This is a genomic window from Rhizobium sp. L43 (assembly GCF_002531725.1).
In the GTDB taxonomy this organism is placed as follows: Bacteria; Pseudomonadota; Alphaproteobacteria; order Rhizobiales; family Rhizobiaceae; genus Rhizobium.
The window spans coordinates 56,053-70,701 of record NZ_NWSQ01000008.1; the positions used below are offsets into that span (position 1 = coordinate 56,053).

Annotated in this window: 13 protein-coding genes and 1 pseudogene; 4 read left to right on the top strand and 10 right to left on the bottom strand. The window is 61.6% G+C overall.

Going from position 1 to position 14,649, the window contains the following annotated elements:
• Positions 1-33 precede the first annotated feature (33 nt).
• From hutH to CO667_RS12245, 6 genes are all read right to left on the bottom strand, one after another.
• Complete coding sequence (hutH, locus tag CO667_RS12220; protein ID WP_097618621.1) at positions 34-1,539, bottom strand: histidine ammonia-lyase; 1,506 nt, start codon at positions 1,537-1,539, stop codon at positions 34-36.
• On the bottom strand, positions 1,536-2,303 hold the full coding sequence (gene hutC, locus CO667_RS12225; RefSeq protein ID WP_097618622.1) for a histidine utilization repressor: 768 nt from the start codon (positions 2,301-2,303) through the stop codon (positions 1,536-1,538). Before hutC ends, hutH begins: the two co-directional genes overlap by 4 nt.
• Positions 2,300-3,151: a MaoC family dehydratase gene (locus tag CO667_RS12230; protein ID WP_097618623.1), complete on the bottom strand. Its 852-nt coding sequence runs from the start codon at positions 3,149-3,151 to the stop codon at positions 2,300-2,302. The genes hutC and CO667_RS12230 overlap by 4 nt, the downstream gene beginning before the upstream one ends.
• On the bottom strand, positions 3,148-3,954 hold the full coding sequence (locus CO667_RS12235; RefSeq protein ID WP_097618624.1) for an SDR family oxidoreductase: 807 nt from the start codon (positions 3,952-3,954) through the stop codon (positions 3,148-3,150). The genes CO667_RS12230 and CO667_RS12235 overlap by 4 nt, the downstream gene beginning before the upstream one ends.
• Positions 3,951-5,501: a CoA-transferase gene (locus tag CO667_RS12240; RefSeq protein WP_097618625.1), complete on the bottom strand. Its 1,551-nt coding sequence runs from the start codon at positions 5,499-5,501 to the stop codon at positions 3,951-3,953. The genes CO667_RS12235 and CO667_RS12240 overlap by 4 nt, the downstream gene beginning before the upstream one ends.
• Before the next feature lie 98 nt (positions 5,502-5,599).
• The gene (locus CO667_RS12245) at positions 5,600-6,625 is read right to left on the bottom strand and encodes a putative sulfate exporter family transporter (RefSeq protein WP_097618626.1); all 1,026 of its coding nucleotides are present in this window, start codon (positions 6,623-6,625) and stop codon (positions 5,600-5,602) included.
• 100 nt (positions 6,626-6,725) lie between these two features.
• On the opposite strand from CO667_RS12245, the gene CO667_RS12250 reads away from it, so the two are divergent.
• From CO667_RS12250 to CO667_RS12260, 3 genes are all read left to right on the top strand, one after another.
• Positions 6,726-7,649: a LysR family transcriptional regulator gene (locus tag CO667_RS12250; protein WP_097618627.1), complete on the top strand. Its 924-nt coding sequence runs from the start codon at positions 6,726-6,728 to the stop codon at positions 7,647-7,649.
• 150 nt (positions 7,650-7,799) lie between these two features.
• Complete coding sequence (locus CO667_RS12255) at positions 7,800-8,312, top strand: hypothetical protein (protein WP_097618782.1); 513 nt, start codon at positions 7,800-7,802, stop codon at positions 8,310-8,312.
• Positions 8,313-8,421: 109 nt separating this feature from the next.
• The gene (locus CO667_RS12260) at positions 8,422-8,625 is read left to right on the top strand and encodes a cold-shock protein (protein ID WP_097618628.1); all 204 of its coding nucleotides are present in this window, start codon (positions 8,422-8,424) and stop codon (positions 8,623-8,625) included.
• A 303-nt stretch (positions 8,626-8,928) separates the two neighbouring features.
• On the opposite strand, the gene CO667_RS12265 is transcribed toward CO667_RS12260, so the two are convergent.
• The 4 genes and pseudogenes from CO667_RS12265 to CO667_RS12280 form a co-directional block, all read right to left on the bottom strand.
• Complete coding sequence (locus tag CO667_RS12265) at positions 8,929-9,171, bottom strand: DUF982 domain-containing protein (RefSeq protein ID WP_097618629.1); 243 nt, start codon at positions 9,169-9,171, stop codon at positions 8,929-8,931.
• A 192-nt stretch (positions 9,172-9,363) separates the two neighbouring features.
• Positions 9,364-10,710, bottom strand: a complete 1,347-nt coding sequence (locus CO667_RS12270; protein ID WP_097618630.1) for an SLC13 family permease — start codon at positions 10,708-10,710, stop codon at positions 9,364-9,366.
• 97 nt (positions 10,711-10,807) lie between these two features.
• The gene (locus CO667_RS12275) at positions 10,808-12,322 is read right to left on the bottom strand and encodes a malonyl-CoA synthase (RefSeq protein ID WP_097618631.1); all 1,515 of its coding nucleotides are present in this window, start codon (positions 12,320-12,322) and stop codon (positions 10,808-10,810) included.
• Positions 12,319-13,699 (bottom strand): annotated as a pseudogene (locus CO667_RS12280) (malonyl-CoA decarboxylase). Before CO667_RS12280 ends, CO667_RS12275 begins: the two are co-directional and overlap by 4 nt.
• Positions 13,700-13,871: 172 nt before the next feature.
• Between CO667_RS12280 and CO667_RS12285 the strand changes: the two are divergent.
• Positions 13,872-14,522: a GntR family transcriptional regulator gene (locus CO667_RS12285; RefSeq protein ID WP_097618632.1), complete on the top strand. Its 651-nt coding sequence runs from the start codon at positions 13,872-13,874 to the stop codon at positions 14,520-14,522.
• Positions 14,523-14,649: the final 127 nt, after the last annotated feature.

Below are 14,649 nucleotides of genomic sequence, written 5' to 3' on the forward strand. Positions count from 1 at the left end.
CTGCCCTTCTTGCCGGGGCGGTGGCGAACCGGCTTATTGCGGGCCACGCCCGATCAATGCGGCAATCGTCGCAAAATCCGGCCCTTGCGCGCGATCCTCTTCAAGCGGCGGCACGTGGCTGCGCACGAATGCATAGGCCTCAACCGATCCCTTGCCCAATTCGCCCGAGACACCGCGCAGCTCGATGGCCTGTACTGAGGCGATCAGTTCGATGGCGACAAGATAGCGCAGGCGCTCGACGATCGCCTGGGTCTTTACCAAAACGCTCGGCGCCATCGACGCCTGGTCTTCGATGCCATCGGCGACAGGAAAGGGCGAGAGCGAAACCGGCATGGCGAGATGGCGGATTTCGGCTTCCATGGCCGAGACGGTCTTTTGCACGGTCGCAAAACCGGTCCGGCTCTGGCCCATCGGGGTCAGGAAGCGTGGGAGGTCGGACATGCCGGGCGACATGATTTTCATGATCCGATAGGCGGTGCCTGCCGCGCAATGCGCCATCGCCTGCCCCAGCCTTTCCCAGGCAAGCACAAAGGCGGTCATGTCGAAATTGCCGTGTGCAAGAATGACGCCCTCGGAGGCGATCACGACCGGATTGTCGCTGGAGCTGACGAGATCTATCTCCGTCGCCTGCCTTGCCTCGTCGATCGCATGCCTCAACGCGCCCCAGACCTGCGGCGTGCAGCGGTAGCTCAAAGGATCCTGGAGACGTCTTGCGGCATCGGCGGCAAGCAAGGAGCTTCCCGAAAGCAGCTCCATCAGTTGAGCCGCGACGCGGCGCTGCCCGAAGGCTGGTCTCGCAGCCAGGGCGCGATCGTCGAAGACGCTGACATTGGCCCGGAAGGCTTCGAAATTAACGGCAATCGCCTTCAGGGACCAATCGAAGAGCCGTTCGATATCCTCAAGCGCCAAGCAGGCAAGGCCGATGGAGAGGCTGTTGGCCACGACAAGCGCATGCCCGTCCTTCGGCGCCAATTCGAGAGGCTTCAGGCCGGCCCGTTCAAGAGCGGCGGCGGCCGGCAGCACGTCGCCGCCAAGCTCGATCTCGCCGAAGCCAAGCAGTGCCCGGCTCATATGGGCAAGCGGAGCCAGATCCGCCGCACCGATCGAGCCCAATGACGGGACGACGGGATGAAGACCTGCATTGATGGCGGCGATCAGACCTTGGAAGACTTTCAGCGAAACGCCGGAACCGCCTGCCGCCATGCCGGCGGCCCTGACGGCCATCATCGCCCGCACGGATTCCTGTGCTAGCGGTTGTCCGACGCCGACCGCGCGGGCTTGCGGCACACGCATCTGGAAGGCCACCAGATCCTCCGTTGCAAGTCGTGTATCGACCCCCGCTCCCAGTCCCGTCGTCAGGCCATAGACCGGCAGATCCTTTTCCGTATAGCGATCGACGACGGCGCGCGCCGCCGCAATCCGGGCCTCAACCTCGGCGGAGATTTCGATCCTGGCGTGACGACGGGCAATTGCTGCGATGTCCTCGATCGTCGGCGGCGCCGCGCTGAGGGTGACCGATGGAGAATGGGGGGCGCTCACTGTTTCTCTCCGAGAATGGCGACGGGTTTACAGGGACCTTTGGTCGAGCGTGCTTCGAGCCGATATTGCGCGCCGGGATAATACAGCAGCGCGCATGTCACGACGGCCTCGCCCGACCAAGTCCTTCGAAAGACACGCAGGCAAGGATGATCATTTTTCAGGCCGAGATATTTGCGGACCGCCGTATCCGGTTTGACGGCCTGGACGACATGTTCAAATGCCGTGATCGGCGCCACCTTGGTCAGATATTCGTTCGGCGTCATGCTGCTGAAATCGGTCGACAGATAGTCGGGCGCGATCAGCGGATTGACGTAGCGCTCCTCGACCTGAATGGGCTCATCGTTTTCCAGGTGCACGATCAGCGAATGCATCACCGCAGCTCCGAGGGGCAGTTCGAGCGCGTCGGCAACGTTGGCATCCGCCTTCATCGAGCCGGCCTTGACGATCGCCGCCTTATGCGTGTGACCCCGCTCCAGTATTTCGTCGGCGATGTTGCGGATTTGAAGCAGATCGACGTCGAGATGTTTTGGCGACACGAAGGTTCCGATGCCGGCGGATCGCTTCAGCACACCCTCGAACATCAACTCCCGCAGCGCCCGGTTCGCCGTCATGCGGCTGACGCCGAATGCCGCCACCAGTTCGCTTTCGGAGGATACTCGGTCTCCCGGCCGCAGCTTGCCCTCGGCGATGTCGGCCAGGATCCGCTCCTTGATCCTGATATAATGGCGCGCCTCGCGGCCGGCCGGTTTGACCGCTTTCGTCATGACAGCCTCGCCATGCCATTGTCGAGGATGGTCACGCCCCGTGACGCGACGATCCCCCTGAAGCGAATCTCGGCATCGTTCCGCCACATCTGCACGGTGATCGTTTCGCCGGGAAAGATCGGCGCGCTGAACCGCGCCGCGATGGCGCTCAAGCCGCTGGCCATGCTTGGATCGATAGCAGCGACAATGGCGTAGCCCGCATAACCGAAGCTGCAGAGCCCATGCAGGATCGGCCGGTCGAAACCGCTCCTGGCGGCTGCCTGCGGGTCGATATGCAGCGGATTGAGATCGCCGTTCAGGCGATAAAGCAGAGCGGCATTTGCCGGAATGTCGATATTGAATTCGAAGTCCGGCTCTCGGTCGGGGACTTTGGACAAGGGTTCAGGCGCAGACCCCGCAGACCCGCATCCACCGTCGCCGCGGCAGGCGTTCGTCTGGACGATCGTCGCGATCGGCTCGTCACCGTTTGCGGTTGCGATCAGCCGCTCGAAGCTGACGAACATGCCTTTCTCGACGCCGCGGTCGACCACCGACAAGACGTGCGACCGGGAGATCAGCGGTACATCGAGGGGGACCGGCCGATGGATCGTCAGGCGATGTTCGGAATGCACCAGACGCGCCCAGTCCACGCCCGTCTGCTGCATCCACGGGCCCGGATGCGCCACGATATTGGCAAGCGTCGGCGCGGTCACGAGATCGCGTTCATAGACGTAGTTCAATGCCTTCTCGTCGAGCGCGTTGATGCCGTAGCCGACCGACAGGGCATAGAGAATGGCATCCCTTGCGGTGACCACATGCGTCGCTTGCGGCACCGGAAAATCGAGGATGGATTGGGCCGACAGGGTCACGATGCGGCTCCGTCGGATGCCACGGGTTTGCGAACGCCACCGGACAGGCGGATACCGCCGTCGACGGAAAGCAATTCACCGGTGACGAAGTCTGCCCCCTGCACAAGCCAGACAATGGCGCCGGCAACATCTTCCGGTGTCGCCACACGGCCGAGCGGCGCGCTTTCCGAAAATCGCTTGGCAATGACGCCATAGGCATCCGGCCCGAGCGTGTCGCGCATCCAGCGCGTATCGATAATGCCAGGGCAAACCGCGTTCACCCGGATATCGGGACCGCAGGTGCGCGCCAGGGCCAAGGTCAGCGCATTGAGCGCGCCCTTGGAGGCCGTATAGGCAAGCGAGCTGCCGCCGCCGGTAAAGGCGACATTGGATGAGACATTGACGATCGCACCGCCGCCGCTGTCCCGCATGGCAGGCACAGCCGCCCGGCACATCTGATAGGCGCCGATGACATTGACGCCGAAGACATTCTGAAAATCTTCGGCCGACAATGTCTCCAGATCGAAAGGATCCGATTTAACCGTCATTGCGGCGTTATTCACCAGGGCGTCGAGCCGACCCCATCGTTTGACGGCAGTCGCGACCATGCGGCGGCAGGCCGCGTCATCGGCAACGTCGGCCTGGACGATTTCGACCTCCGCGCCGAGACTGCGGCAGACATCGCCGGTCTCATCGGCCTCTTTCTTGCTGCTGTTGTAGTTGACGACCACCCGGGCACTGCGCTCGGCGAATTGTTTTGCGCATGCGGCCCCGACACCCGTTGCCGACCCCGTGACGATAATGACGGCGCCATCGATTTTCATGGGGCAAAGTCCCTCATAGCCTGGTTCGAAAACAGGCGCGCATCCATCTGTTTCAGCTGATCCGACACCGCGACGCCTTTCGGCAGGCGGTCGAGAACATGGGCGGCAAGATCGATGCCGGGGGCAAACTCCATCAACGTCAGGCATCCGTCGATCACCCGAAAGACGGCACGCTCGGTGACGACGAGCTGTGACTGGCCTTCCGGGGCAAAGGCGGGGCTCGAACTGATCTGGTCGACCTGGTCGACGATCTTGCAGACTCTGCCGTCCCTGGTGATGTCGAGGCGGCCGTCGGCAACCGCAACTTCCGCGCCGCCGGCCGAAAATGCGCCGAGATAGACAACGTGCTTGGCCGTCTGCGAAATATTGGTGAAGCCGCCGACCCCGACGATGGAATTGTTGAAACGGCTGACATTGACCGCACCATGCCGATCCACCTCGGCCATGCCGAGGAAGGCGATATCGAGGCCGCCGCCGTCGTAAAAGTCGAACTGTGATGCCTGTGGGATGACGGCGCTCGGATTGACTGCGGCGCCGAAGGACAGCTCCTCGGCCGGCACGCCACCGATGACGCCGGATTCGATCGTCACCGTATAATCGTCGAATCCCTCTTCGCCGGCGATGCGGCCGATCCCGGCGGCGATGCCGATGCCGAGGTTGATCGTCGGACGATTGAGCGGCGCCAGTTCCAGGAAGGCGCGGCGCTGAATAATCTTATCGGCCGAGAGCGGTGCCGGCTGCAGACGGCTCAGCGCCATCCGGACGCGGCCGGTATAGGCGATATTGTCGGTCTCGGCGAAGCTGATGCCGTGCTCAGCCGGATCATCGCAGACCACGACATAATCGACCAGCACTGCCGGGATGCGAACGTCGTTGGGCGGCAGCGAGCCGCGCTCGGCAATCCGCTTGACCTGCACGACGACGATACCGCCGGAGTTTCGGCCTGCCTGGGCCATGGCGAGCACATCGAGCGGAAAGGCCTCGTCCTCGAGGGTGATATTGCCGTCTTCGTCGGCCGTCGTGCCGCGCAACAGCACGCAGTCGAGCGGCATTGACGGATAAAGCAGCCATTCCTTGCCGCGCAACGACACGCGCTCGACAAGCGCCCGCGGCGTCGTCGCATTCATGCGGCCGCCGCCATGCAGCGGATCCATAAAAGAGCCGAGCCCGATATGGGTGACCACTCCCGGCTGGCCGGCGGCAATCGCCCGGTAGAGCTGGGCGACGACGCCTTGCGGCCAGCAATGCGCTTCGATCTTTTCCTCGATCGCCAGCCTGCCAAGGCGCGGCGTACCGCGCCACCCCCCGGCGATCACGCAGGCGACAAGGCCTTCATAGCCAAAATGCCCCATGCCGCGCGTCTGACGATCGCCGGTGCTGGCAGCAAACAGAAGTGTCAGGTTGCGCGGTTTTCCGGAGGCGAGGAAGCGCTTCTCGACCGCCGCCGTGATCGCCTCGGGATGGCAGCATCCTCCAAAACCCGAAGCAGCGACCGTCATCCCGTCTTCGAGAAGATCCGCAGCTTGCTGTGAAGAGATGACCTGCATGACGATCTTTGCTTCCCCGGCCTGTATATACAGGCTAGCCGCCGATCGTTTGGAAGGCAACTGGAATCTTTGCCGGTATTTTGGGCAAGTTGCCTCGATCAGCCGATATTCAGCAGCCCGATCAGGCAAAGCCCAAGAGCTGCCAACGCCAATAGCGACAGCGCCGCCGCTGCGAGGACCCGACCGCCGGTATGGGCGACGGATCTGACATCAACGGAGAGACCCAAAGCGGCCATGGCGGTGACGGTGAAGGCGGCGGAGACAGCCGACATCCCGGGCAGCAACGGCGCCGGGATCGCATCGAGGGAACGAAGCGTCGCCATCGCTGCAAAACCGAGGATGAACCATGGGAGGACATGGCGGAGATTGACTGCAGAGCCGCCAGCACGGCGGCCGTGAACTGCAACGAGCAGAAGGATGACGGGTCCGAGCATCATCACGCGGATCAGTTTGACGAGCGTGCCCACCTGGGTGCTGACGGCGCCGGCAGAGGCCGTGGCCGCCAATACCTGCGGGACGGCATAGGCTGTCACTCCTGCGAAAACGCCGTATTGAACGGCGCTGAGACTAAAGAACAGGTGAAGAAGCGGCAGCGTCAGCACTGCACCGATGCCCAGCAGCGCGGTAAAGGCTATCGACGCGGCGATCTCGTCCGGTTTGGCGCCGATCACCGGCGCTGCAGCGGCAATTGCAGAATTGCCGCAGATCGAGTTGCCGCAAGCAACCAACATCGCCAGACTGATCGACAGCCCGAAGAGCCGCCCGATCAGAAAGCTGCCGGCCAAAGACAGAGCAACCAGAACGGCAATTCCGCCGACGAGCGGCAGTCCGGCCTGACGGACGGCAGCCGTGCTGAGCGAAGCGCCCAACAACACCACCGCAATCTCGAGAAGCGTCTTGGCGGCGAATTGAATGCCGGGAACGAAGGTCCGCGGCAGCCGGATCGAAGAGCGCACGACAATGCCGATCAGAATAGCAAGCACGAGGCTCTCGATCCAATGCGAGCCGAAAATCATGATCTGCAGCTGCTCAACCAAGTGTGCAATGAACGTGACTGCCCCACAAAGGACAAGGCCCGGCAGGACGGAAAGAAGAGACAGGGGACGTGAGGCAGAGATGAGCATCGGCAAGACCTTGCGGAATGCCGCACTGTCCCACACTCAATTGTCGACTTCTATTGAATAGTTTAGTAGGATTTATTCGGTAAAATCGAACGATTGAATCATGACCTTCGAACAGCTCTCCATTTTCGTAGCGGTTGCCGAACGCGAGCACTTGACCAACGCCGCCTCCGCGATCGGGCTGACGCCATCGGCCGTCAGCTCGGCTATCCGCAATCTCGAGACCTCCTATGGCGTCGAGCTTTTCCATCGCGTCGGACGCCGCATAGAGCTGACATCTGAAGGACGGGTGTTTCTGGGAGAGGCAAGAGCGACGCTCGCACGCGCAAAAGCCGCAGCGCTCGTCTTGTCCGATCTCGGCGGCTTGCAAAAGGGTGAACTGGTCGTTTTTGCCAGTCAGACGATCGCAAGCTATTGGCTGCCGGCGATGTTGATGCGTTTCAAGATCCGCTACCCCGGCATCGATCTGAAGCTGATGATCGGCAACACGACCACGGTGGCAAAAGCGGTGCTCGAAGGATTGGCCGAGGTCGGCTTCGTCGAAGGCAGCGTCGATGAGCCGGCACTGAATGTTCAGCCCCTTGCCGATGACGAACTCCTGATCGTCGTCGGGCCGCGCCATCCCTGGGCGCGCGGCAAATCAATTGCACCGGCGGACCTGGTTTCGAGCACAAAATGGGTCATGCGCGAAAAGGGTTCCGGAACCCGGTCGGCTTTCGAGGCGGCGATTTCCAGTCTCGGCATCGGCCCCGAAAATCTGGCCGTCGCGCTTGAACTGCCATCGAACGAGGCGGTCATATCGGCAGCAAGGGAAGGCCTCTGCGCGACGGTCGTGTCGGGCGCCGTGGCCGCGCCGCTCTTGACGCAAGGTCTGCTGGTCAAGGCGCGTTTCCCCCTGCCGTCCCGCCAATTTGCAATCCTGCGGCATAAACAAAGGCACCCTAGTCGCGCCTCGCTGGCACTAGAAACGATTTGCCGAGAGGATAAAGCCGCCGAAATTAAAAATTGGGATGATTGGGCGCTCTAGCGACTCGATCGAGTGCGCAGGCAATATCTGCGTGCCCAAACGATGCTTCGCGTATGGAACGAAATCAACGTGCGGCGGTTATATGACCGCCTTCCTCCTCAACAGCCGAGAGTGACGGTCCTGATGTTGCGCGGTCCGAATATGACTCACATGTTCAAGGTTTTTGCATGCGCTATCGCTGTTGCCACGGCGTCAATGGCAATGGCCGGCGTCGCCAATGCCGACGAATCGGCTTTTTTGAAAACACTTGCGGGAAGTTGGAACGGCAAGGGGACGGTGAAAGTGCGGACAAACGCACCCGTCATGAAAGTCACTTGCCAGTTTAAGTCGGATACGAATGCGAGGTCGCTTTCGCTCAATGGGCGCTGCACCAGCCTCATGGTTTTTTCCCGGGTCATCAGCGCCAACCTCAAGGCCAGCGGCGACAGATACACCGGCTCCTATGTGGGCGCCGGAAGCGGCACCGCGGGGCTTGGCGGGAGGCGCAATGGTGATGCCATAAACCTCGCGATAAAATGGGCGAAAGAGGTAAATGGCGATCGACGTGCCCATATGACGATCGAAAAAGTTGGGGCGTCCGGCATGCGCCTCACAACAGTCGACACCGATCCAGCGACAGGTCGATCGGTCGTTACGAGCCGCATTGAGCTTCGTCGGAGCTGATGCGGCGCTACGTTTAAATTTGCGCTGGCTAATGCAGGTTGATAGACGAGCGGCGGTGCTATAGTTTCGCCTTCGCAAATCGACGCACGATACAAGGAATGGTTATCTTATGCCGACAGGTACGGTTAAATTCTTCAATGACGACAAGGGCTTCGGCTTTATTACCCCGGAAGACGGCGGACAGGACGTGTTCGTGCACGTGTCTGCGTTGCAACGCGGCGGTTCGCTCCGCGAAGGTGACAAGGTCAGCTTCGAGGTCGGACAGGACCGCAAGACCGGAAAATCGAAGGCTGAGAACGTCTCGACCATCTGATCGAAAAACGAAGATTCCCAGCCCGCGTTGAGCGGGTTGGGCTCGTCGTCACGATTCCCAGGCGCGAATGCCTGGTTGCCTCAAGCCGTCACGACGGCGATCGAGGTTATACTGCCGTTTTTGGGGTACCCGGGACGGCAAGAATTTTCCGCGCATTCACATCTGACACATGGGCTATTTACGCCCCTGATACAATGCTCTCGCCCGACTTCTCGGCCCCGGCGAGGTGGTGCTGCTCGAGACGGTGGTCGGCATGATCGAGGCATCGACTATCCGCAGCTTCGCCGGCCCATGCAACGTTCGCTAACGCAGGACGCCGGCTTCTTCCGCCGCAACTTTGAATGCCAGTGCAGCCGCGGATGAATCGGCTCGCCCGTCGACGGCATCCGTGCAGATCCTCTTCGCCGCGGCGAAGGATGCCGCTTTCTTGCGCGGCCAACAGGTCATGAGATATGCGAGCGCGTCCCTGCTGCTGCGGATACTCTTGAGGTGGTCGCCATCCCCAATGATGACCTCAACCGGCTGGTCCCAAAAATCGTGGCGCATCGACAGCTCCTCAGCTCTTTCGGCTATCGGCTGAACGTCATCTGCGCAGGCTCGTTCCGGCATAGGGCTTTGGTCTTACATGGCCCAGGAGTCGCAGCGGCACGGCACGAGTGAGCGATCTCTCATCGCAGTCGCAGCGATCGTGTGCCGAACGGGGCTCGGCACACGATTGTTGGGGGCAGCAACCCGCCGTCAGACCAGACCCGGCACGACGAACACCAGCCAGGCAACGATTGGGCCGATGATCGCGATCAGCGCGCTGTAGATCAGCAGCTGTCGCAGCACCTGCTCTCGCCTGTCATCCGGCGCATTGGCGACGACAAGGGCGCCGTTGGTGGAGAATGGGCTGGTATCGACGATCGTCGTCGAGATCGCGATCGCCGCGACCACACCGATGGCGCTGACATGCCCTTGCAGGAGGAATGGAACGGCGAGCGGGATGATCGCGCCGAGCAGCGCGGTCGAGGAGGCAAAGGCCGAGACGATGGCGCCGGTAAAGCAAAGCAGGAGCGCCACCAGCAGCGGCATGCCGAGACTGGATATGCCGTTCGCCACGTAATCGACAGTCCCGGCCTTCTCCATGACGCCGACATAGGTGATGATGCCGGCAATCAGCAGCACGGTCGACCAGCTGACCTTGTCGATTGCCGCCTTCTGGGTCTTCGGTGACAAGAGCGCCAGGGCGACAGCCACGGTCATGGGGACGAGGCCGACGTTGAACTTGAAGACCAGGGCGCCGATGCCGAGCGCCGTCAGGCCGATCAAGGTGGTAATTCTCTCATTGTTGAGGCGCAGCGTCGTCGCGGTATCGGCAGCCGTTCCATAGGCATGTTCCCGGATCGGTTTTGCCGGCGTGCCGCCGTGACCTCTGATCGACGCCGATACGCCCTCGGGATGCAGTTCGGGCAAGGGGCCAAGCGATGCTGGATCTTGTTTCATCACCTTTGCGCCGCCGAAAATGAAGAAGACCAGCACCGCGATCGCCAGGTTGAAGAAGAAGCTGGAGAGAAACAGCGACGTCGGCGCGAAAGGCAGGCCGGCCTTCGCCACGATCTGATTGGTGATACCGCCATAGATGCTGATCGGCGAGAAGCCACCGGCCTGCGCGCCGTGGATCACCATCAGGCCCATCATGACCGGGTGAATGCGGTACTGCACGGCAAAGCTCAAAGCGACGGGTGCGAGAATGGCGACCGCGGCGGGACCCAGAGCACCGAAACCGGTAATGACGGCAGCGACCAGGAACATCACCCAGGGAATCAGGCCGATCCGCCCGCGCACCAGACGGACGGCACATTCGACGAGCCAGTCGATCGTGCCGTTGATCTGGGCTATGGCGAAGAGATAGGTGACGGCGACGAGCGTCAGGAACAAATCGCTCGGAAAGCCGGCAAATATATCGTTGGTTTTCATGCCGATAACAAGAGAGCCGAGCACGAAGGCGCCGGCAAAGGCGAGCGCACCCATGTTGATCGGCTGGATCGTCGCAATGATGAACATAGCGACCAGCAGGCCTATGGCCAGTAGTTCAATACCCATGATTCCCCTCCCTCCGACGCCTCCAGCGCCGTAGCTGTTGTGTTTCAAGCTTGATGCGGAATGTCGCCGCACCCTCCTCCCAGAGGGCGCAGCCGTCTTACTTCCTGGTATAAAGATCGGCGTATTGCTGCCGCAGGATATTCTTCTGAACCTTACCCATCGTGTTGCGCGGCAGGTCCTCGGCAAAGATGATGCGCTTGGGCTGTTTGTAGCGCGCGAGACGTTGCTGCAGGGCGCTGACGATGGTCTTTTCATCGAGGACAGCGCCGGGCTTGCAGACGACGACGGCGGTCACGCCTTCTCCGAAATCGGGATGCGGCACACCGATCACAGCGCTTTCGACCACACCCTCGATCTGGTCGATCTCGCCCTCGACCTCTTTCGGATAGATGTTGTATCCACCCGAAATCACCAGATCCTTGCCGCGGCCGACAATGTGGACATAACCGTCCCGGTCGATCTTGCCGAGATCGCCGCTGATGAAGAATCCATCTGAAGTGAACTCCGCCGCCGTCTTTTCCGGCATGCACCAATAGCCCTTGAAGACGTTCGGCCCTTTGATCTCGATCATTCCCGTTTCTTCAGGCGGCAGCTCGAGCCCGCTGGCGGGGTCGGTGACGCGCACCGTCACACCAGGCAGCGGGAAGCCGACGGTTCCGGCAATCCGTTTCCCCTCATAGGGGTTCGACGTGTTCATATTGGTTTCCGTCATGCCGTAGCGCTCGAGAATGGCGTGACCGGTGCGAGCCTGGAACTCGGTATGGGTTTCGGCAAGCAGGGGAGCCGAACCGGAAATGAACAGGCGGATGTTGGCGACCGCTTGCTCGTCGAGGCGCGGACTTTGCAGCAGGCGCACGTAGAAGGTCGGCACGCCCATCAGCATCGTTGCCTGCGGCATCAGTGAAACGACCTCGTCGGCGTCGAACTTCGACAGCAGGAACATCGAGGCGCCGGCGAGCAGTGTGACATTCGTGGCGACAAACAGCCCATGCGTGTGAAAGATCGGCAAGGCATGGATCAGCCGGTCGCCTGATGTGACGCGCCAATAATCCCGCAAGGTCAGGGCGTTCGAGAGCAGGTTCCCATGGGTGAGCATCGCCCCCTTGGAGCGTCCCGTCGTTCCCGACGTGTAGAGGATCGCAGCCAGATCATCGGCAGCGCGCGAGGCATCGACAAAGTCGGCCGGCTCATCGCGTGCGAGATCCAGCAACGAGCCGCTGCCATCGGCATCGAGCGTTTCGACGATCGCGCCGTGGGGCTTGGCGATCGTCTCCACGCCTTCCCGGGCAGCCGGCGCAACAACCACCAAACGCGGCTCCGCATCGCCGATAAAGTAATCGAGCTCAGCCAGCGTATAGGCGGTGTTGAGCGGCAGGTAGATGGCGCCGGTTCGAAGACAGGCGAGATAGAGGATCAATGCCTCGGCGCTTTTCTCGACTTGCACCGCCACCCGGTCGCCGGGGCGAATGCCGAGCGCGTCCATCGCGCTGGCGATGCGGCCGGAAAGAGCGAAGGCGTCGTCATAAGTCCATGTGCGGGTGTCATCGATCCGGATGAACGGTGCGTCACCGGGCGCAGCCGCCCGCATGGCGTCGAAAAGATGGTTGCTCACTTTCGCCCTCCTCCAAGCGTTGAGTTCACTATCTGTGCGAATGGCCGGGAGCCTTGCTGGCCATTGCCGCTGCGGCGGCTTTCGTCATTCTGGTTGAGCAGGCTTTTGACCGCAGGCGAGGCAATCACTTCACCGCGCTGCGCGAGAGCCTCGTGGTTGGCCACGATATCGTCGAGCTTGTAGAGGTAGTTGACCATCAGGCCGTGGGCCTGCTGCATCGCCTTGGCCGAGCGGTCGCCGAGAAAATTCAGTCTTTCCAGTCGAGCGCCGTTGCCGAGATGGAAGCGGGCGACGGGGTCGACGGGGCGGCCCTCCGGCGTCCGCTCGGTCAGGAAATAGCGCGCCGCCAGCGGCAGCAATACGCGCTCCACTTCGGCCGCTGTCTTCTCGTCGTCGGGCCAGTTCGGATCGTCCAGCGCCAACGGCGTTTCCGCGCGCGCCTTGGCAAGCCAACGGGCAAAGCCCGGCACCGGCGACAGCGTGACGAAATTCTTCAGGCCGGGCAGGTCTCTGCACAGATCGTCCACGACCTGCTTGATCAGGAAGTTGCCGAACGAGATTCCGCGCAGGCCATCCTGGCAGTTGGAGATCGAATAGAAGACGGCCGTCGTCGCCTCGTCGGCATTGATCTGCTCCCTGCCCTCGTCGAGCACATCTCCAATTGCGCGCGGCACCGATCGTGTCAGCGCCACCTCGACGAACACCAGCGGCTCGTCGGCCAGCCGGGGGTGAAAGAAGGCAAAGCATCGGCGGTCGGCCGGCGCCAAACGACGGCGCAGCTCCTCCCAGCCGGCGATCTCGTGCACGGCTTCGTATTTGATGATTTTTTCAAGGATGTAAGCCGGCGTCGTCCAGTCGATCGGGCGCAGCGTCAGGAAGCCGCGATTGAACCAGGAGCCGAACAGATGGGTAAAGTCGGCATCAAGCGCGTGATAACCCTCGGATTGGTCTTTGGAAGCCAGCAGTTGCTGGCGCATCCGGACAAGCTTGGCGGTGCCGTTCGGCGCGTGGTTCAATCGGCGCAGGTCGCCGCGGCTCGGCCGCCTGGTGAAGGGCAATAACCGCAGCCGAGCTTTTATCGGTGCGGTAGGTTTCGATCGCCTGGTCGAGCCTGGCCGTATCGGGTCCGAATTTTTCATGCAGCATATTGAGGAATGCCTGCGCACCCTCGCTGTCGAGCGCCTCCCAGCGATCGAGGATCTCGGCTGCAAGCGCCATGCCCGAGGCTTCGCCACGGCTCGACAGCAGCATTTCACAGAGCGTCTGGAGATCGGCCTTGGCTGCGGCCTGTGTGGCACGCGCGCCGGAAAACAGCAGCTGGCGCCCGCGATCGGTGATGCTCTGCAGCATGTCGGTGAAGAAGGAGGCCTCAGACATGCCATTCTCCTCTGTTCCGCTGGTCTCTTCTGGGTCGGCTGGGTTCGCGATGCTTTGACGGCTGCTTTCCATCGTCGGGTTTCACCGGTAGTATGTAGAATGCCACTCTTCGTACACGAGGTCAACAATCGTGTATACAAGAATCGCGTTTATGTATGAGGAAGTGAGACAAATGTCCGAAAATGCAGGCCGATGGCTTCGGGATGAGATTGAAAACTCAATTCTTTCCAACGAGTTCTCCCCCGGTGAGCGGCTCGACGAAATGGTGCTTGCGACACGTTTCGGGGTCTCCCGCACGCCGGTGCGCGAGGCGCTGATGCAGCTCGATGCGATCGGCCTCATCGAAATTCGGCCGCGCAGAGGCGCTGTTGTCATCGATCCTGGGCCGCACCGTGTCTATGAGATGTTCGAGGTGATGGCCGAGCTGGAGGGCCTGGCCGGATCACTCGCCGCACGACGGCTGGACGAGGCCTCCCGGGAAGCGATCACCGCCACCCACAGCCGCTGCGAGCAATCGGCCGCTGCCGGCGACAGCGATGCCTATTATTACGACAATGAGGAATTCCATAAGGCCATCTACGCAGCCGGCCGCAGCGAATTCCTGGAGGAGCAATGTCTGCAATTGCACCGCCGCCTGCGACCTTATCGCCGCCTCCAGCTGCGCGTGCGCAACCGCCTATCGACCTCCTTCTCAGAACATTGCGCCATCGTCGACGCGATCTTTGCCGGAGACGGCGACGAAGCCCGCCGCCTGCTGCGGACGCATGTCGGCATCCAGGGAGAGAGGTTCAGCGATCTGGTCGCCAGCATGGCGGCCAGGTGAGCTTCGTTAGGCGACAATACCGCGCATTCGGCAGCAGGTCTGACGATCCGTCTCTGCCCAATTTAAGGGCAAATGCTCTTCACTGACCATTGACATTGGAAGCGTTAAGGCCGAAGCCGCACTCGGC

What these genes read in the sequence shown, in the direction of transcription:
- hutC (WP_097618622.1), bottom strand. Translation starts at nt 2,303, where the DNA reads ATGACGAAAGCGGTCAAACCGGCCGGCCGCGAGGCGCGCCATTATATC.
- CO667_RS12235 (WP_097618624.1), bottom strand. Translation starts at nt 3,954, where the DNA reads ATGAAAATCGATGGCGCCGTCATTATCGTCACGGGGTCGGCAACGGGT.
- CO667_RS12240 (WP_097618625.1), bottom strand. Translation starts at nt 5,501, where the DNA reads ATGCAGGTCATCTCTTCACAGCAAGCTGCGGATCTTCTCGAAGACGGG.
- CO667_RS12245 (WP_097618626.1), bottom strand. Translation starts at nt 6,625, where the DNA reads ATGCTCATCTCTGCCTCACGTCCCCTGTCTCTTCTTTCCGTCCTGCCG.
- CO667_RS12250 (WP_097618627.1), top strand. Translation starts at nt 6,726, where the DNA reads ATGACCTTCGAACAGCTCTCCATTTTCGTAGCGGTTGCCGAACGCGAG.
- CO667_RS12255 (WP_097618782.1), top strand. Translation starts at nt 7,800, where the DNA reads ATGTTCAAGGTTTTTGCATGCGCTATCGCTGTTGCCACGGCGTCAATG.
- CO667_RS12260 (WP_097618628.1), top strand. Translation starts at nt 8,422, where the DNA reads ATGCCGACAGGTACGGTTAAATTCTTCAATGACGACAAGGGCTTCGGC.
- CO667_RS12265 (WP_097618629.1), bottom strand. Translation starts at nt 9,171, where the DNA reads ATGCGCCACGATTTTTGGGACCAGCCGGTTGAGGTCATCATTGGGGAT.
- CO667_RS12270 (WP_097618630.1), bottom strand. Translation starts at nt 10,710, where the DNA reads ATGGGTATTGAACTACTGGCCATAGGCCTGCTGGTCGCTATGTTCATC.
- CO667_RS12285 (WP_097618632.1), top strand. Translation starts at nt 13,872, where the DNA reads ATGTCCGAAAATGCAGGCCGATGGCTTCGGGATGAGATTGAAAACTCA.